This window comes from Emticicia fluvialis, assembly GCF_024793945.1.
Taxonomy (GTDB): domain Bacteria; phylum Bacteroidota; class Bacteroidia; order Cytophagales; family Spirosomataceae; genus Emticicia; species Emticicia fluvialis.
Genome location: NZ_JANUSD010000004.1, coordinates 83,589 through 102,578 on the forward strand (window position 1 = coordinate 83,589; position 18,990 = coordinate 102,578).

General features: G+C 39.5%; 18 protein-coding genes. 9 read left to right on the forward strand and 9 right to left on the reverse strand.

The window, feature by feature from the left end; genetic code table 11:
- Positions 1-147 precede the first annotated feature (147 nt).
- The gene (locus NZ848_RS05880; RefSeq protein ID WP_101728472.1) at positions 148-531 is read right to left on the reverse strand and encodes a hypothetical protein; all 384 of its coding nucleotides are present in this window, start codon (positions 529-531) and stop codon (positions 148-150) included.
- A 430-nt stretch (positions 532-961) separates the two neighbouring features.
- On the opposite strand from NZ848_RS05880, the gene NZ848_RS05885 reads away from it, so the two are divergent.
- The 3 genes from NZ848_RS05885 to NZ848_RS05895 are packed head-to-tail and all read left to right on the forward strand — an operon-like array spanning position 962 to position 4,091.
- A complete protein-coding gene (locus NZ848_RS05885) occupies positions 962-1,591 on the forward strand; it encodes an ABC transporter ATP-binding protein (RefSeq protein ID WP_259014741.1) in 630 nt (209 codons plus the stop codon).
- On the forward strand, positions 1,588-2,688 hold the full coding sequence (locus NZ848_RS05890; RefSeq protein ID WP_259014742.1) for a hypothetical protein: 1,101 nt from the start codon (positions 1,588-1,590) through the stop codon (positions 2,686-2,688). The genes NZ848_RS05885 and NZ848_RS05890 overlap by 4 nt, the downstream gene beginning before the upstream one ends.
- 5 nt (positions 2,689-2,693) lie before the next feature.
- Positions 2,694-4,091: a TlpA family protein disulfide reductase gene (locus NZ848_RS05895; protein ID WP_259014743.1), complete on the forward strand. Its 1,398-nt coding sequence runs from the start codon at positions 2,694-2,696 to the stop codon at positions 4,089-4,091.
- A gap of 2 nt (positions 4,092-4,093) precedes the next feature.
- Here NZ848_RS05895 and NZ848_RS05900 read toward each other — a convergent pair whose 3' ends face one another.
- On the reverse strand, positions 4,094-4,843 hold the full coding sequence (locus tag NZ848_RS05900) for a LytR/AlgR family response regulator transcription factor (protein WP_259014744.1): 750 nt from the start codon (positions 4,841-4,843) through the stop codon (positions 4,094-4,096).
- Position 4,844: 1 nt separating this feature from the next.
- Positions 4,845-5,873 carry a sensor histidine kinase gene (locus tag NZ848_RS05905; protein WP_259014745.1) on the reverse strand — a complete coding sequence of 343 codons (1,029 nt, stop codon included), beginning with the start codon at positions 5,871-5,873 and terminating at the stop codon, positions 4,845-4,847.
- Positions 5,874-6,104: 231 nt separating this feature from the next.
- Between NZ848_RS05905 and NZ848_RS05910 the strand changes: the two genes are divergently transcribed.
- The 4 genes from NZ848_RS05910 (at position 6,105) to NZ848_RS05925 (ending at position 10,197) form a co-directional block, all read left to right on the forward strand.
- Positions 6,105-7,205: a DUF5694 domain-containing protein gene (locus NZ848_RS05910; RefSeq protein ID WP_259014746.1), complete on the forward strand. Its 1,101-nt coding sequence runs from the start codon at positions 6,105-6,107 to the stop codon at positions 7,203-7,205.
- 240 nt (positions 7,206-7,445) lie between these two features.
- Positions 7,446-8,330 (forward strand): YicC/YloC family endoribonuclease, encoded by an 885-nt coding sequence (locus tag NZ848_RS05915; protein WP_253534448.1) that lies wholly within the window; start codon positions 7,446-7,448, stop codon positions 8,328-8,330.
- Positions 8,331-8,421: 91 nt separating this feature from the next.
- A complete protein-coding gene (gene eno, locus NZ848_RS05920; RefSeq protein ID WP_253534450.1) occupies positions 8,422-9,699 on the forward strand; it encodes a phosphopyruvate hydratase in 1,278 nt (425 codons plus the stop codon).
- Between the two features lie 168 nt (positions 9,700-9,867).
- Positions 9,868-10,197, forward strand: a complete 330-nt coding sequence (locus NZ848_RS05925) for an FtsB family cell division protein (protein ID WP_259014747.1) — start codon at positions 9,868-9,870, stop codon at positions 10,195-10,197.
- A gap of 43 nt (positions 10,198-10,240) precedes the next feature.
- On the opposite strand, the gene NZ848_RS05930 is transcribed toward NZ848_RS05925, so the two are convergent.
- The 6 genes from NZ848_RS05930 to NZ848_RS05955 form a co-directional block, all read right to left on the reverse strand.
- Positions 10,241-11,344 carry an Mrp/NBP35 family ATP-binding protein gene (locus NZ848_RS05930; protein WP_253534454.1) on the reverse strand — a complete coding sequence of 368 codons (1,104 nt, stop codon included), beginning with the start codon at positions 11,342-11,344 and terminating at the stop codon, positions 10,241-10,243.
- Positions 11,345-11,738: 394 nt separating this feature from the next.
- Positions 11,739-12,719, reverse strand: a complete 981-nt coding sequence (locus NZ848_RS05935; protein ID WP_259014748.1) for a GSCFA domain-containing protein — start codon at positions 12,717-12,719, stop codon at positions 11,739-11,741.
- Between the two features lie 371 nt (positions 12,720-13,090).
- The gene (locus tag NZ848_RS05940) at positions 13,091-13,747 is read right to left on the reverse strand and encodes a DUF2490 domain-containing protein (protein ID WP_259014749.1); all 657 of its coding nucleotides are present in this window, start codon (positions 13,745-13,747) and stop codon (positions 13,091-13,093) included.
- Positions 13,748-13,769: 22 nt separating this feature from the next.
- Positions 13,770-14,378, reverse strand: a complete 609-nt coding sequence (locus NZ848_RS05945) for a DUF4956 domain-containing protein (protein ID WP_253534466.1) — start codon at positions 14,376-14,378, stop codon at positions 13,770-13,772.
- On the reverse strand, positions 14,344-15,171 hold the full coding sequence (locus NZ848_RS05950; protein ID WP_259014750.1) for a polyphosphate polymerase domain-containing protein: 828 nt from the start codon (positions 15,169-15,171) through the stop codon (positions 14,344-14,346). Before NZ848_RS05950 ends, NZ848_RS05945 begins: the two co-directional genes overlap by 35 nt.
- Before the next feature lie 84 nt (positions 15,172-15,255).
- Positions 15,256-16,707, reverse strand: coding sequence for a CotH kinase family protein (locus NZ848_RS05955; RefSeq protein ID WP_259014751.1), 1,452 nt, complete (start codon positions 16,705-16,707; stop codon positions 15,256-15,258).
- A 368-nt stretch (positions 16,708-17,075) separates the two neighbouring features.
- Here NZ848_RS05955 and NZ848_RS05960 point away from each other — a divergent pair, with 368 nt between their 5' ends.
- Together NZ848_RS05960 and NZ848_RS05965 are read left to right on the forward strand one after the other, a co-directional pair.
- Positions 17,076-18,167 (forward strand): sensor histidine kinase, encoded by a 1,092-nt coding sequence (locus tag NZ848_RS05960; protein WP_259014752.1) that lies wholly within the window; start codon positions 17,076-17,078, stop codon positions 18,165-18,167.
- Positions 18,164-18,898 (forward strand): LytR/AlgR family response regulator transcription factor, encoded by a 735-nt coding sequence (locus tag NZ848_RS05965; RefSeq protein ID WP_259014753.1) that lies wholly within the window; start codon positions 18,164-18,166, stop codon positions 18,896-18,898. The genes NZ848_RS05960 and NZ848_RS05965 overlap by 4 nt, the downstream gene beginning before the upstream one ends.
- Positions 18,899-18,990 lie beyond the last annotated feature (92 nt).

Below are 18,990 nucleotides of genomic sequence, written 5' to 3' on the forward strand. Positions count from 1 at the left end.
CAATAGTTTTGGCAGTGTTTCAGCTTGAGAACCTTATGGAAGGAGCAAAAAAAACAGCATCATCTCAATTTTGAAATGACGCTGCTTATGACAAAGGTTTTTGTGGGGACTGCTAGTTTCTGTGTATTAGACAGCATTTCACAGAGATTAACGATTACTTGCTAAAATAGCGCCACGATTAATTTCTGTGCGGATTACAAAATTCTTCGAAACTTTCTCAGTTGGAGTTTCAACGATAAAAGTATATTCGCCGTCTACCAGATTGTTAAGGTTAAATGCTTTTGAATATTGTGCATCACCTGAGGCGTATTCATTGAAATATACTGTACGGTTGTTGTCTACTAAAATTATCTGCGCTTTTTGTTTAGTCGGATTCTCGAATGACAATTTGAAACGCAGACCACCCAGGTTTTGAACGCTAAGGTTTGCTACTTTCTCTGTTGCACTTACTTTACCATTTGAAGTGCTTTGTGCTAAGCTGATGCTTGCTGATGACGCGATGATTGCGATTGCTACAACTAGTGCTTTCATAATTTTCTTTGTTTTTGTTTTCTGTTGGAGTAATTAATTAAAAGAATAAACTCAAAAAAGTTATACCTGTTATTGTCTCCGTGGAAAACCTTTGTTGATGCAAATTTACGTAACTTATTGAATACAAGTCAATTAGTAATTTAAAAAATTTTAAAAATTGTTTTAATAATATATCCCAATATTTGAATAGTACAACGAATTGAGGAAAATTGCAAGAGAAAGTTTAAAAAATCCTACAAAAAAAGTAGACTAATTTTTGTCCCGAATTTTATAGATGTTGAAATGATGAAAACGTAGCTAAGAATAATACAAGAGGGCAATTCAGCCAAAAAAAAGATGGTTTGTAGTGCCTCTCAGTAAATAAATATTTAATCAGGAATAATTCATAAAAATTTATTTCTTTCGTATAAAAATTGAGTAACAGAAAATCATGCTAACAATCAGTAATTTCCTAAAAAGCTATAACAATCATAAAATTTTAGAAATACAGCATCTGGATATCCCGGAGGGTATACATTGGGTAAAGGGTATTAATGGTTCGGGCAAATCAACACTGTTCAGATCAATTGCAGGTATGGTACCTTTTGAGGGAGAAATCAGTTTCAGGAATTTAAGTTGCAAAAAGGATACGGTCGCCTACCGGCTAATAGTAAACCTTAGTGAAGCCGAACCCATGTACCCCGATTATCTGTCAGGATACGACCTCCTGAAATTTATTGCCAATGCCAAGCAAGATAAACCGGGGAACCTGAACACACTGGCTGAGAGCCTGGGTGTAAGCCAGTATTGGAAAACCCCGTTAAGCACCTATTCAAGTGGTATGCTAAAGAAAATTTCATTGGTATCGGCCTTTTTAGGCAGTCCAAGGTTAATTATGCTTGACGAACCCCTCATTACCATAGACGATAGAAGTGTTGAAATTATATATGAGCTGGTGAAAGACACTTATGAAAACAAGGGAGTTAGTTTTTTAATGTCATCTCATCAGGACTTCCGTTTCGAGAAACTTCCTATAAAAAATGTTTACCTGGTACAAAACCAGGCCGTGAGCCTGTTATGAAAAGCCTTTTCAGAATTTTTAACCAGACCATCGTAAAGGAGTATTACAGGCAGAATGCAGTTTTTGTTTTTGCAGTACTTATGTTTGCTTTTGGGTTTTTAAGAGCCACAGAACATATCACAATCATAAAAAATACCCTCCGACACCCTTCTTTACTGGCATTGGCATTTGCCGTTTGGGCTTTGCATGCCCTGAAAGTAACACTATTTACACTCAGGTTGCTTGAGTCTCGCCAAAACGAATTTCTATACCATGCCCGTTTATACCCGGCCATTCAGAGATTTCTCGCATTTTGTGGCTTACAGTTAAGCCTTATTCAGTTAACATTTTTGTATGCACTGGCTATGGTAAAATTCGGAATTGAAGAACAAAACTGGCAGGCCGTAGTTTATATAGTACTTTTTAATGTTTTTTTGGTGGTTGCAGGGGCAGTTATCTATGAGTACCGCATACAAAGACCCAATGCCGCACAAGTACGTAATAGGGCAGTCTGGAGTTTTTTTGCCGGCTACACAACCCCGCCATATCTGTTTTTTATCAGATATCTTTTTTCAAAACAGCCGGTATTGTTACTGCTTACCAAGCTATTTGCTTGTCTGGTTCTGATGGGTGTGTGTAATTTGTATCCGACAGATGATTATGACGAGCGATTGCTGGCTTTGGGAGGTCTTTTTGCAGCCGCCGGGCATACGGTTATTTGCCAGCAATATCTTGAATTTGAAAACAGATTTATGAGTATTACCAGAAACCTGCCCTTAAGCAACTGGCAAAGGTTGTTTCAGTTCGGCCTATCCTATTTCATTTTGGTAATCCCAGAGTTGGTGGTAGTGTTGCGTAATCTACCGCATGAGGTGAACTACGGGTTTTCTTTGATACTCATTATTTTTATTTGGTCTATCGTATGCCTTAACCATCATGTGCAATACATAAACGGAATCAGCTATGATACCTTCATGCAACGGGTATTTTTTGTAGGTGTTCTATATTTGTTGTTGATTATGTTCAGGGTTCCGTTATTTTTAATAGCTTTGGTAAATACCGCTACCGCCGTTTTAGTTTTCAGGAAACACTACTTCAGGTCAGAATTTAATCCTTAATACCAATGATACGGATTCTATGCTTTTTACTTCTTGTCTCACCGTGTGCATGGGCTCAGGCAAATTTCAGATTAACCGCTGAAGTTGAAAATCCTGTTGAGCGTAAAGCCACGATTGTTTTGTATCGCGATTGGGTAAGCGACGAAGAAGAATATGATCTGGTTTTAAACGACAACAACCAATTTAGTTTTGCCACCGCTTTAAAAGACATTGCTTATATAGATTTCTTCTATGGTAATCAGAGCTTTCATTTCTGGATTGCAGAGCCTGACGACGACATAAAACTAAACTTTGATGCCGCAGATTTCTGGCAATCCCTGCAGGTTTCAGGCAACGGATCTGGAAAATTTGAATATTATATAGATTTCAGGAAGAAATTTGAGGAAACACGCGATTGGCAGCAACAAGCTGAAAAATGGAAAAAACAACCCGCCGGTGTTTATTTTAAAAAACTACAGCAAGAGCAGGAAATTCAACTGGGGTTTCTGAGCAAATATGGCAATGTTTCAGCGGCATTTCGTGATACCCGTAAAGCAGATATTATCGGAGCAATTCAGAACTATAAAATTGAGGCATTGTCTGAATTAAAAATGCCGCTTTGGACCAGTGAAAACATTCGGAAAAATATGCAGACCGATGTTATTCCGCCAATGGCACAGGCGGCATCGCTTGAATACGGTAATGCATTTTTAAACCTTGCTGATTTGTTTATTGCCAGAGAAGGTCAAAGAAGAAAGAAAATGCTTTCAGAAAACCAGGAGTACCAGTACATTAAAACCATGCGGGTTAATAAACTTGTTACAAAGGAAATGGCTGAGCGTCTTCTGGGATCGAAACTAAAAAATAGTATCAATGCCAATGGTCTTACTGCCCAAATAAAACAGAACGCCATCGATTATTTGAAGTTTACCAACCACACCGGATTCAAAAATACCATTAATCAATTGGTTTTTTTGCAACAAACGCTTGTAAAGGGCGCACCTGCCAAACTTTTTTCGCTGGCCGATAGCTCCGGTAAAGTCATAAATCTGCAAGACTTTAAAGGTAAAGTGGTATTGCTTGATTTCTGGACAAGCTGGTGTGGGCCTTGTGTGCGTGATATACAGTTTTCCAGCAGAATAAGAACCCATTTTGAAAACAAAGATGTTGTTTTTATCCAGATTTCGCTGGATGGGGAACATGCTTGGAAAGAAGCGCTTACTATGTATAAAATTGGTGGAATAAATGTGAGAACAGCCGAAAACAATTCTATCTTAAAGGATTACGGCATTTCCGGCGTTCCTGCATATTTTCTGATAGACAAAAAAGGTAACTTTGCATTCACTAAAGTGGCGTATCCGAGCGATAATAACACAAAAACGCTTACAGACCAAATTGAAGAAGCACTGGCAGAGTCACCCTAGTATTATCCGGTGCCTATTTGTTTTATAAAGTCTTTATAATAGCTTTCTCCGATGGGTATGGTGGCGCGGCCAACAAAAATTCGTTGGCGTTCAATTGAGCTGATTTTTTCCAGCGATACAATGTATGACTTATGTACCCTCGCAAACCTGCCAGACGGCAACAGTTCTTCCATTTTTTTCATGGTTTGAAGTGTCAGAATCCTTTCTTCGCCTGTGTAAATGGAAACATAGTCTTTTAAACCCTCTATGTATAGGATATCGGCCAAATCGAGCTTGATTATTTTGTATTCTGTTTTTACAAACAGAAAATTAGGTTGAGGCTCATGTTGTAACAATTGTACCTCAGGCACACTAATTGCTTCGGTATTTGCAATGGCAGAAGTGCCATTTACATGAAACCTGTTAACTGCCTTCTGAACTGCTTTCAGAAATCTTTCGAACGATATTGGTTTTAATAAATAATCTATTACATCCAGTTCATAACCTTCCATAGCATATTCAGAATAAGCAGTGGTAAGAATAGCCTTGCATTTGCCATTCACTACCCGTAAAAATTGTAAGCCGGTGAGTGCAGGCATCTGAATATCCAGAAAAACCAAATCAATTTTTCCCTGCTGTATAAGGCTCAGTGCCTCCAGTGCGTCAGTAGAGGTGGCCACCAGGGTCAGTGAAGGCGTCTGGTTAATGTAATTGGCTAGAATATCTAACGCCAGAGGCTCGTCATCAACCACCAGGCAGCGTATCTTTTCCATGTTAAAGTATCAGATTTAGTTCAGATAAATAGCTATTTGAATTGATTTGTATATCAAGATTATGATTACCGGGGTAAATCAGCATCAGTCTTTTTTTGATGTTCTCTAATCCAACACCGCCGTACGGGTCTTTGTTCTGATTGGCTTGCTGGTTTTGCACCGTAAAGCTCAGTTGATTTTGATTGACCGATAAATGAATCAGCAGTGGGTGTGCGGGGTCTTGTACATTACCATGTTTAAAGGCGTTTTCAACAAACGGAATCAGCATAAGCGGAGCAATCAATTGTGTTTGTACATTGCCACTAACCCTGAAATCAACATAAGTTTGGCCTGAATATCTGAGTTTTTGCAATTCAATAAAATTTTTCAAGTATGCCAGTTCGGTTTCAAGGCTCACTTTATTCTGATTAGACTCATATAGCATATATCGCATCAGCTCAGATAATTTCATAACCGCCTCCGGAGCCTTTGGAGACTGGTTGAGCGTGAGGGAGTAAATATTATTGAGCGTATTGAACAAAAAGTGCGGGTTTAGCTGATTCTTCAGGAAAGCGTTTTCAGCATTTAGTTTTTCGCCAAGAAGCGTGTTTTTCTCTTTTTCGTTTACAAAGAAATCCTCAATCATTTTTAGAAAAACAGCATTGAACAGGTAGCCGATTACATTATACATATTATCAGTAATATAGAAAAGCAAACGCCTTGACTCCTCAGAATAATTATGTTTTCCCAGCCAATGCCAGATTAGTACCTCTTCAACCATGTAGCGTGTAAAAATGTATGTAGCGCTGACTGCTACCAGACCAATGCTCAGCTTCAGGTATTGCTTGGTAGAAAAATACCTGTTCAGCACATAAAGTAACAGATAAGTAAACAGAATGGTAAAAGTAATGGAGGTCCAGACAAATAAGCTCTGGAATCGCTCCCAGGCAAACTGGTAGTTTTTTTTACCAATCAGGCTTAGAATATCTCCATTAAAATAGAAAAAAAGCCAGAAAAGTACGTGAAATATTATCTGCTGACGTCTGCTCATGTTGCGCTCATTAAAATTTGGCTTGAAGGTAGCTGGTAAGTTTAATATCTCAAACATTTACCGACAAACGCCCTTGAAATACCGTCAAACAGTATTTTGAGGCTTCAGGGAGGCTTGTCGAGGCTGTAACCTGTTTGACGGTAAAAAAAGTGTTTGCGACGATTTAAGAATAAAGCTCAGCAGGCAACACTATATTTTTGAGCCATAATCAAAAAAACAAACAATAAAATTATGAAAAAGCTATTCGCAATTTTGTTTCTCAGCGCTGTATGCACCAATTTATTTGCACAAACACCCACCAGTAATTTAGAGGTATTGATGATTGGCGCTTCGCATCAATACAGCCCGCAGCCGGCTCAGGATCTGACGGATATTCATACCAAAATAAGAGTTTTTAAGCCTGATGCAGTTTTTGGCGAATGGTTGTCGCCTGAAGATGAAAAAGCCATTAAAACGTATTGGAACAAACAAAATGTGCAGAACCGTATTGACCGTTTAAAGAAAAAAACTACAATTGCAGAGAAAGATTTACCCGCAATGCTTACCCGTTACGAAAAGGTACTAAGCGATAAACCGGGCGATATGAAAAACCGTATTGATCTGGCGGTGGCTTATTATTTAAACCATGATGCCGGTAACGGATATTTTCAGATGTGGAATGTGGCAAAGCACTTGCAGAAGAACCCCAAAGATACGGCCGTGTTTAATTATGCCCGTCTGAAGTACTTTAGTGCCGCTGTTGATTCTCTGCATGAGGCCATCAACCCCTATATTGATGATGAGTATGATTACGTGGCGCATCCGATGATGGTAGAGTTTGGCATGAAAAAGATATATGCAATGGATTCGCAACGTTGGGATAACGAATGGAGCGAAGCCTGGGGAAAAGCGGATTCTGTTTTTTATGAACGGCTAAAGCTGTTAAAAAAAGATTCACTGTCGGCCGAAGGAAAGAAAGCATTAGAGATAGATAAATACATAAAAAACAGAATGAACTATCTGCAGAATGATGCTGTAAAGATGTATGGTAACGAACATGTAACAGAAATTCTGAATGGTCCACAACTGACAGAATGGCTTTTTAGAATTAATCTGTATTCAGACGAATACCGGCAGTTGTCAATTTTTCCGGCAGATTTATATGCATGGAAATTTCATTGGTGGTGGCATAGAAACAACGATATGTGCAATAACACCATAGAACGCGCCAAAGCCAATGGTTTTAACAAGGTAATGATTGTGGTTGGCGCCAATCATGCGGCCATAATGACAAAGATATTCAGAGAAAAGGGAGTTAAAGTAACCAGCATTCTGGATTCTCCTCTGAAGTAAGCAACATTGCTTAAATATCATTCAGGGTAGATACACTGGTTTAGCCACTGTATCTACCCTTTGTTAATGTGGGCAGGCCAAATCTGAGCATGCCTGTTTTTAAAAACATTTTCAGAAATTAGACATTATGGAAACCCACAGAAATGCTTTTTAATTTTTGAAACAATTTTGCCTGGCAATCATCAATTAATCGCGATTTTTTGTCGTTCTTTGCAACACTATACCCGTAATACCTTTTGTATGCTACAATCAATGACCGGTTTTGGTGCTGCAACTTTAGAAAACACCAAAATATCTGTAACTGTCGAAATTAAATCTCTCAACTCAAAATTTTTTGATATCTATTGCCGGATTCCCAGAGGTTATTCAGAACGTGAGGTAGAAATCAGAAATATTCTTACCCAGGAACTGGAACGGGGCAAGGTTGAGTTTATGATGGCTATTACCCAGAAAGATGAATCAACTGTTTCAACTGCCGTAAACCGGGCACTGGTAAAAGCCTACTTTAAAGACCTTCGGGAAACTTCGCTCGAACTTGGTTTTGAGCCAAGCCCTACTGAACTTCTGAGAATGGCCACCATGATGCCTAATGCTTTTAACACAGATGCGCTGAGCGAGTCTGATGCTGCACAGGAGTGGGACCTCATTAAAAGTGTTATTACACTTGCCATTGGTAAATGCAAGGATTTCAGGATTCAGGAAGGTAAAAATACTGAACTGAAATTCAGAGAATATATTGATAACATTGGGGCATTGCTTGTGCAAATAGAAGAGCAGGCTCCCAAACGTATACCACTGGTTAGAGAACGTATAGAAAAAGCTGTTTCGGAGTGGTCACAAAATGAAAATTTTGATAAAAACCGTTTCGAGCAGGAGCTGATTTATTACGTTGAAAAGTTTGATATTTCAGAAGAAAAAGTACGTCTGAAAAATCACCTTGAATACTTTATCAAAGAGCTTAAAACGGCTTCGAACGGAAAGCGTCTTAATTTTATTGCCCAAGAGATTGGCCGTGAGGTAAACACCATCGGTTCAAAAGCCAACGACTCTGTTATTCAGCGTCTGGTTGTGCAAATGAAAGACGAACTGGAAAAGATAAAAGAACAAACCATGAACATTGTTTAAGATTATCTGTATTTTTGCACAGAATGTTTCAAAACAATCTACTAAAGACTTTATTTTATTACCAATAACTCTAAATTTTTATTTTTGAATTATGAGCCAAATTGTTAGAGTACACGCCAGACAAATTCTTGATTCAAGAGGAAACCCTACCGTAGAAGTAGATATCCTAACCGACAACGGTTATTTGGGACGTGCCGCTGTACCTTCAGGCGCCTCTACAGGTGTACATGAAGCAGTTGAACTAAGAGATGATGATCCTAAAACTTACGTAGGTAAAGGTGTTTTAAAGGCCGTTGCCAATGTAAATAATACAATAGCACCTGAAATTTTGGGCGCCAATGTTTTTGAGCAGGGTTTGATTGACAAAATCATGATTGAGCTTGACGGCACACCAAACAAAGGAAATCTGGGAGCTAACGCTATTCTTGGTGTTTCTTTGGCGGTTGCAAAAGCAGCTGCTTATGAAGCAGGTTTGTCTTTGTTCCGCTACCTGGGTGGTGTTAATGCCAATACATTGCCGGTGCCAATGATGAACATCCTGAACGGTGGTTCGCATGCCGATAACTCAATTGATTTTCAGGAGTTTATGGTTATGCCAGCTAAGGCTGACTCGTTCTCGCAAGCGTTGAGAATGGGAACCGAGATTTTCCATAACCTTAAAAAAGTATTGAAATCGAAAGGATACTCAACAAACGTGGGTGATGAAGGTGGTTTTGCACCAAACATCAAATCGAATGAAGAGGCTATCGAAATCGTATTGCAATCAATTGAAAAAGCCGGCTTCAAACCGGGTGAAGATGTGTTCATTGCTATGGACGCAGCCGCATCTGAGTTCTACAATGCAGAAACCGGTCTTTATACTTTCAAAAAATCTGACGGCAAACAGCTTAATTCTGATGAAATGGCTGCTTACTGGCAAACATGGGTTGATAAATACCCGATTGTTTCAATTGAAGACGGTATGGCAGAAGACGATTGGGCAGGTTGGGCAGAACAAACCAGACTTATCGGCGGCAAATGCCAGTTGGTAGGTGATGACCTTTTTGTTACTAACGTAAACCGCTTGCAGGAAGGTATTGATAAAGGTATTGCCAATGCTATTCTTGTGAAAGTGAATCAGATTGGTTCTTTGACAGAAACTATCAATGCCGTTAACCTGGCGCACAGAAACAAATATAAGAGCATTATGTCGCACCGCTCTGGCGAAACTGAAGATTCAACCATTGCAGACCTTGCAGTTGCGTTGAACACAGGCCAGATAAAAACCGGTTCGGCTTCACGTTCAGACCGTATGGCTAAATACAACCAGTTGCTTCGTATTGAAGAAGAATTGGGTGAGTTGGCTTACTTCCCGGGCTTGAAATTCTGATAAAGAATATTAATTCTATAAAAGGCGCTGCGCATAAAATTGTTGCAGTGCCTTTTTGTTTTTTATTTCATTATTTCTATTTTTGATACATAAACGTGCAATTAACATTCCTGATTGATTGAAATGGCCAAGCTCCGGCCTTCTTTCTTACAAAATTCTGTATAGCCAATGAAAATTTATGTACCTGCTTTTCTGCATAAATATCGTTTTTATGTACTTACCGCAACCGGTTTACTTATTTGGGTTGCTTTTTTTGATGGCAGTAATCTGGTATCTCAATTCAGGCTCTGGCAAAAATACCGCGAGCTTGAAAATCAGAAAGAATATTATGCCGAAGCCCTAAAAAAAGTGAAGCAAGAAGAAAAAGAAGTAATGGGCAACGCTGACGCAATGGAGAAATTTGCCCGCGAAAAATACCTGATGAAAAAAACAGACGAAACCGTTTTTGTGATTGTAGATGAAAACGACCAGTCAATAGAAAAAGAAGAGCAAGAGTAAAAATTAAAGGGCCCTTTGTATTCACTAAAGGCCCTTTGATTTTTTATCTGATTTCTACTCTTGCCGTTTTTTGCCCTGAGGCATTTCTGATGGCTACCTGTTGAGCAAGCGCCTCAGCAGTAGATTTAAACGCTTCGCTGGTAATGGGTTCGTCGTCCATCATAATTGGTCTTCCTTCATCGCCGCCTTCTCTGATACTCTGCACTATCGGAATCTGCCCAAGTAAAGGCACATTATACTTCTCGGCTATGGTTTTTCCGCCATCTTTTCCGAACAGATAATACTTGTTGTCTGGTAGCTCGGCGGGTGTAAAATAGGCCATATTCTCTACAATACCCAAAATTGGCACATTTATCTGAGGCTGACGAAACATGGATATACCCTTGTTTACATCTGCCAGTGCTACTTTTTGTGGGGTAGTAACCACCACGGCTCCGGTTAAAGGCACTGTTTGCACCAGTGTTAAATGAATATCGCCTGTTCCGGGCGGCAGGTCAATAAGTATATAATCCAGTTCACCCCAGTCTACATCACCAAAAAACTGACGCAAAGCCTGGCTGGCCATAGGTCCACGCCACACAACGGCACTATCTGGGGGTGTCAGAAAACCGATAGATATCATCTTTATGCCATACTGCATAATGGGCGAAATCATATTTTTGCCGTTTTTCTGCGAAATCAACGGCTGCATGTTTTCAGCGCCAAACATCAGTGGAATAGACGGCCCTGAAATATCAGCGTCAATAATACCAACCCTGGCTCCGGATTTTTTCAGAGCCATTGCCAGATTAACCGTAACCGTTGATTTACCCACACCACCTTTACCCGACGATATGGCTATTATGTTTTTTACACCATCAAGTAGCGGGGCATTGTTCCTGATTGAGGTAACATCCGCCGTCATGTTAATGTTTACTTCTATGCCATTGCCAAAATGACTATGTATGGCATCTGTACAGTTTTTTTTGATTAACTCTTTAAGTGGGCAGGCAGGTGTAGTTAAAACAACTGTAAAAGTTACCTGATTAACACCTACGGTTATATCTCGTATCATGTTAAGGGTTACCAGGTCTTTCTTTAAATCCGGCTCCTCAACTGTACTCAGGGCTTGAAGTATTTTTTCTTTAGTGATAGTAAATTCTCCCATGCAATGGTATATAGTTCGTAAATACTTTTGTCGTACTTGTAAATGCAACAAGTATAACTACTTTTTAGTTTACTGCTTGGCCATTTATTGAGCCATTTTAAAAGCAGGTTACTGCTGCTTTTAAGGTTGAAATCCTCAATAGCAACGCTGCAAAGTTCACAAAAAAAGCGCTGCAAATCAACTGTCAGAATAGATATTACAAACAGTCGGGCAACGCTTCTTACTTATAATGATATTGCTTTTATGGCTGCTTACTTTCTTTTTCAACTGCCCGGGCAAATACTTTCAAACCTGTAAATGTAGCAGGAATTATAACCGGGGTAAGCAGAATGCAAAAGCAGAATGAATCGAGCAGAACATTAAAAGTGTGGATGTTTCAAACAGAAATTACTTATCAGGCAGCTACTAATTGAGACAAAACTTTTTCTCTTTCACTTGATACATCAAATTTATCACTATAACCATCTATTTTTTTTAATAAATCAGCCAGGAACTTCTGGTGCGCCGGAGTGTCGGTCTGAATCGGCCTGTGATTAAGAGACATTTGTAACTTATGCCATTCCTGCAAAAAATTGTTGAGGTCATCTGTAAAATAAGTCTCAGAAAACTTCTCGAATATATATTTTTCGGCCTGTTCATTCGGGTGAATCATGTCTGCTTTATAAAACCTGTAGTCGCGCAGGTCGTCCATCATGATTTCATAACTCGGAAAATAATGAACATCGTTAAACTCTTCTTCAATGTCATAGCAGGCGGTTCTAAGAATACTTTTGCTTACCGAGTTTAGCTGAAGTGTTTCGCGGGTGTGCCTGACCGGACTAACCGTTAGCAGAATTTTAATTTTATTATTGTACATTTTCAGGGTTTCATACATGGCCCTGAAACGCAGAATAATATCCTTCATATTCAGCATTTCTTTTTTAAAATTCGCGGGAGGTGCTTTGTGGCAATTGGCAACTATTGCGCCGTTTTCTTTTAGCTGATGCACAATGGCTGTACCAAAAGTAATGATCAGCAGATTAGCCTTTTTCAGAAATTGCTGCGATTTGCTGTTTGTTTCATATAAAAGCTCTTCCAGTTCTTCTCTTGATGAGCCAAAAAATCTGGAATGGTAATCATAATGCTGCCAGATACCGGCGTTTTCAACCATTAAATGCTTAAAAATTGGTTTACTTTGAAGGCTATTGCTGATTAATTTAAAGATAGACAATGGGTTGAAAACAGTGCCGTAAGGATTGCACAGGCATTGAATTTTATTTTCCGAGAGCTGACTTCCAATGACATCAGAAAAGCATGAGCCAACAGTCATTATTCTGGAGTCTGTGCCGATACGGAAGCTGGACGGGTTAACTTCTATTTCAGTACGAAAATCCATTTCTTTGGTTTTTAAAATGTTTTTTGGTATTATTGATAAGTTGCTGATAATCAATAATTTGCGAATTTAAACTTTTCAACTGACACTCACAAACTTTTTGTTGAAAATTGATTAAACGTAATGGCTGCACTGCGGTTTTCAGCTTTAGATTTTTGCACTAAACGAAAGTTATCATCCAGGTATTTAGGCCCAGCCAGTACGCATATATTGCTTAAACAACCGCTATATTTACGCACTAATTGTAAATTAAAACGGGCGCTTATTTATTTAATAGCGAGCCAGGAAGTAAAATATTGTATTAAAATCTCTGTTTTAACTAAAATGGCTATTCAAGCAAACCTGAATAGCCATTTTTTACGGTATTTTATTAATCAGAACTTTACTTTGTATGTCAGTAAAAGAGTTAGGTTGTTAGTAGTAGCTTTATCGAATTCGTGCGAAATAAATCCACCGGCACTGAGCGTATTCTTTTTGTTTATTTTGTAATTAACTTCTGCCTTGTAACGCAGTTCATCAAATTTCTCACCCATGCGGTAAAACAAATCGGCCGAGATAGCCGGAGTAAATTTTGTTTTATTGGGGTAGGCAACTTCCAGCTTATTTCTTAGATAGCTTTTGTCGTTTTCAAAGTTGCCATTATCGTCTTTAAACTGATTTTGGTATCTTAAGCGGTAGTCAAATTTCAGAAAACCAATCTTTCGGTCATAGTTCAGGTTGGCATAAAACCTATGATAAGGCTTGTAAACCCACTCCTGGTCTCCTTTATCATATTTTCGACGGCTTATAAATCGGTAATATCCGCTTACCTCCAGATGCTTATTAAATTTATAAGCAAAGCCCAGTTCGCCAATGTAAGCGCCGGCAGTTTTAAGGTTATTGGTTAGCCGCCATTGGGCATCAGCCTCAAGCGATATCTTTTTTGTTATTGACTTACTCAGGCTTAGTCCTGTCCACAGGTTGGTGGTTTTGTCCTGAGCCAGTCCTAAAACGGGCAACATTAAAGCTGCCAAAAAGATTATTTTTTTCATAAGGTGGTTTTCATATTGGCAATCAATAATAATAAATGGTTATAATGGCTGAATCTTTTAGAAAATCAAATTCAATAATCTCAACCCGGTGGACATCCAATCCTGTACGGTTTTTTAAGTCTTCAAGCAGTTCCTGCTTATGATTCGGTGTAACCAACCGGATATTCTCATAGCTTACCTGTTTTGAGTACTCTTTTTTTATCAGCCAGCCGTTTTCAAGCAGAAAAGTTACAAATAACACAAGTGTGGCAAATATAGCCAGCAATGGCCAGTTGTTCTGGCTGATAGCAGCTATAAGGCCAATGGATATTACCAGAAACAGGTAGGTCATGTCTTTGGCCGAAATACCCTCTGTTCGGTATCTTAGCATAGAAAAAACAGCAAATAAACCAAAAGCTGCGCCCATAGACATCTCTACTTTGTTGAGCAGATATGTGATGAGAAAGATAATGAGATTAAAAGCAAAAAAAGTAAGAAGTAGGTCTGTTTTTTTGTAATTGGGTAAATAAATGAATCTTATGAGAATAAAAACGGCAAACAGATTAATGCTCAGCCTTGCCAGTAGTCTGAGTGTGGCATTATCCGGCCATTCCAGCCTAAGCGTATTGATTAATTCCTGAAGCAATGTCATATTGGTTATTTAATTTATGGATTCTTAAAAGATGAGGTTTAAATTGATTACAGGGTATGTTGTCAAAAGTGCTGATAACGGCCAGGCAGTATTTACTGATAGACCCCTGCCTTATTTGAGACTTTTTCATGATGTCAATAAACGCTGAACCTGTTGCCTTGTTTTGTTTTACCTCGGCGATAGCAATCTTGTCAAATGCGCTATGCCTGTCACCGGCCCGGAAACTTAAGTTCAGGTCAATTGTTAGTCGTTCCTGCGATTTTCTGCTCACCAGGGTTATACGGGTATAATCTACCCACACCATGCCTTTAAATGCTGTGGCCATCAGCGGGGTTGAGTGTTTAAGAAAGTTTGCCGATGTTTGGTCAATTTCAGCACCAATGGTTTCTTGCCTGATACGCGTCTTTATTGTTCTGCCTTTGTTGTTACGCAATTTTATTTCAAAAAATTTCAGGTTTGAATCCACATAATTTCGCGACCTGATTTTGTATCTGTTTGCCCTGTTTTTAAGATGCGTGTTATACAATTGCAAATCAGGCGTATCATAATACAGTGTTTCGTAATGGCACAATCTCTTGTTTTCTACTTCCAGAATCCGGTAATGGCTTTGAGCATCTGCTAAAATTTGCGGTAAAGCCTGCAGAGGTAGTATGTACTTTACATCTACGCGGTCCATCAGTTTTACGTTATCCATTTCCGCAAGCGTTATAGGCTCAAAGGTACTGGTCAGGTGTTCTACTTTCTGTAAGATGAAGTCCTGGCTTGTATATTGGCTTTTATTTTTGGGTAGCATTGAAGTCAGAATGGTTTTAAGTTCTTTAAATTGCTATTCAGAATGTGGTATGCCCTTGAGGGCATACACACCCTGGCGGCCGGGTTATTTAAGGTAAGCATTCACTGCCTCCGTTCTGCTGGCTACATGCTGTTTTAACTGGCTGACGGCAGAAGTAAACGCCGAGGCATTTGCAAGAAAAGTATATTTTGTCTGCTCGGGTTCAGCACCAATTACATAAGGCGCAATAAGGTTATAATGCTTGTCTATAATGGTGTTCATTTGCGCGCTGGTAAAGTAGGTAGACGCAAATTCTTTTACATAACTTTTGTATTTAGCCAGGTACACGGGGTCATCGGCCAGATAGCGTATAAGCGGCCAGTTATTGGCTACCTCTGTCATTTCTAATGATACCGCTCTACCGTTTGCGCCGCCACCTTGCTGGCTGCCGGCGCTGGTGGTCATAGATAAGTTAAAGTCCCACGGAATCCAGGTTACTTTTCCTGTACTGGCAGGTGTATACAGGTAATAATTGTGGGCCATTGCACCGTAGGCGTCCCAGTTCACAATTGTATTATTTATAGCCAGATACTTAAGGAAGTGGTCTACATTAAAACTTTTTTCAAGATTAGCCCGCCATTGTGCGGGGCTTGTGGTGCGGTCGGTGCTGTTTAATGCGCTTACTACATTTTTTACGTCTGTATAATCGGCTGCTTCCTCGTTATTTTTCTTTTCAAAACCAGACTGGCTAAAAGACTGGAATGTTGATTCCGGCTTATAGATGTTCCCGCTTTCTTCTCCAAACTGATTGGCTATCATGGTGTCGTCAACTACCTCAATCATGGTATATACCCCGCAATATTTCAGACCTTCGCCAAAGTTGATATAAACCTTGCAAAACGATGTTCGGGCTGCCGGAATACCGGCCGACCTGAATAGGTCTGAGACCAACTTATCGCGCATTAATGAGCTGTCGTTATGCCCCGGCGCCATTGAAAGCTCTTTGAAACCATAAAACCGCTGGTTCTTTATTTCGGGGTAGTCGTCCTCAAACTCATCAAATTGCAATTTGAACGGTAATTTGTATATGCCCTGCGACCACGCCTGCGACAAACTGCTATTACCCTTAAGCCTGAACCCAACCTTATACCATTCTTTTCCGTTATGTTTCAGCGCAACCGGAACGTAAATGGGGTCACCGGGTATAATGTCAAGCCCGCCTCCGCCATTACCACCTGGTGGCGCATTGCCTCCACCGGGCATCTGGCCTCCGCCTGGTTGGCCGTTGCCGCCTGTACCAAAGTCTTTTCCTGCCTTTGCAACCATGTCTGTGCGTATTGCTGCCCAGTTCTCGGCAGTTAATGTAATCTCAACGGTGTTAATTTTGTCTTGCGGAAACACTACCTCATAGTCTGGGCTTACTTTGTTGCCATGCGTTTCAGCGGTCCAGTCAATTAGTCCGGCCTTACTTGGATCAATGTCATCGGCTGATGTTTTGCATGAAACAGTTGCCCAGAGCAAAAAGCCCATGAGCAACCGTGTTATTTGCCTCTTCATATTGGTGGTTCAATTATCTTTGTTTTTCATTGGCATAGACGCAGCGTGCATAGAATTGGAGACATTGTGTATAAAAGTGTAGTGAATGTGTAGACTGTATTAAAAAATTGTTAAATTTTTTGCACTTGTAGCTATCATAAAAGAAATAAACTTTTAGCCTTATACTGTTGTATAGGAGCCACCATCCACCTGTATTAATTAAGTTTCTTTAGCAGAATATTTTATTTTTAAGTGTATGTTCAATCAGTGGCTGGTTAAATTATCTACACAATCAGGTAGAATTTATACAAAGTCAACCATGTTCTCATTAAATTAAATCTTTTGTGAGTAGTTTTTGGTTTGAATTTCAATACCCACAATTAAAATCAATGAATTTTCTTAAACGCTACTCCGTCTGGCTGCATATTATAGGTTGGATTATCTTCATTATTATGCCTTTTCTAACTGCGCCCAGCGGTAACTTCGGTTTCTGGAAACAACCATATTTCAGGTCTTTTGCTTTATCGCAGCTGGTTAGCGATTGTATGCTGATAGCCGTATTCTATGTGAATCTGCACTTTTTAACCCCCAATCTGATTATCCGTAAAAACATACTGGCATTTGTTTTTGTGCTGGCCACTATATTTATTCTGATGCTGCTCCTGAATAAATTTACATTTGATACTTTCAGAAGACCTGATTTAGCCAGAATGTATCCAAAAGACTTTACCAGGTTCAGAAGAGATTTTCCGCCGCCGTTTCCATCTTTTATACCTTTTCCTTTGTTGTTCAGAACCGTGGCTTCTTTTTCGTTGGTTATTCTGGCCAGCTCATTGCTTGCGCTGATTAAAGAAAGGGGTATTCAGAAAGAAGAAAAACAGCAAATGGCACTTGAAAAAACAGCGGCCGAACTGGCAGTGCTAAAGTTGCAGATAAGCCCGCATTTTTTGTTCAACACCCTTAATAATATTCGCTGGCTGGCCAGGCAGAAATCAGATTCAACTGAAGATGCCGTTGTTAAACTTTCTCAATTGCTGAGGTACATGATATATCAGGCCAAGCAAGATAAAGTACCTCTAGAACAAGAAATCGAGCATCTGAAGAATTACATTGAATTGCAAAAAATGCGGCTCTCTGAGCAAAATTCTGTCAGTTTTAATTTTAGTGGCGATATCAGCCGCTGGAGCATTGAGCCATTACTCTTTATTCCGTTTGTTGAGAACGCCTTTAAGTACGGGCTGCATAGCCAGCATGAAAGCCGGATAGAAATTAATCTTTCAACTGATAGCAATAGCCTGAGGTTTTTCGTGAAAAATCCAATATTTACCAATAACTTTCCGGAAAGGGCAGAAGATTCAGGAATCGGCATTCAGAATGTTGAAAAGCGGCTGATGCTGCATTATCCTGACAGACATGAATTGAACATCAGAAATATAGGAGGCTTTTTCAGTGTTGAACTAACCATTAATTTACTTGCATGAGTACCTACCCATCGCGCGACAAAATCAGGTGCATAGCCATTGATGATGAGCCTTTTGCACTGGAAATTATAGCTGATGACATCAGAAAGATTCCATTTCTCGATTTAAAGGCCGTATTCAGCAACGCGCTTGATGCAGCAGCATATCTGGACGAAAATACGATTGACCTTATTTTTCTGGATATTCAGATGCCTACACTTACAGGAACACAGTTTTTAAGAAAACTGGCCGAGCCGCCTCTGGTAATATTTACTACTGCTTATGAGCAATATGCACTGGAAGGATACGACCTTAACATTACAGATTATCTGTTGAAACCCATACCTTTTGAGCGTTTTTTGAGAGCAGCCAACAGGGCTTTCGAACTTTTTATGCTGAGAGCAAAAGGAGCCGATTCTTTACTGCCTGAAAACCGACAGTTTTTCTTTATACATTCAGAATACAAACAGATTAAACTCTTTTATGACGACGTGCTTTATATTGAAGGTCTGAAGGATTACGTCAAAATATATGTCAGAGATACACCTAAGCCTTATTTAACGCGTTTAAATCTGAAAACGATAGAAAGTAAGCTGGCCGACAATCGCTTTTGCCGTGTGCATCAGTCGTTCATTGTGGCATTAGATAAAATTACTTCATTTCAGAAAACCAGGGTGTTAATTAACCGGCAGGAAATACCCATCGGCCGTACATTTCTGGAAGTTTTTAAGTCGAAATATAAAGAAATTTAGATGCTGTTTTCTGCTATATTTCATACATCTACACATAAGCGTTAATTCTCTACACTTGCAAACAGGCCGGCATCCCCTTAAGCAGCAGCCTC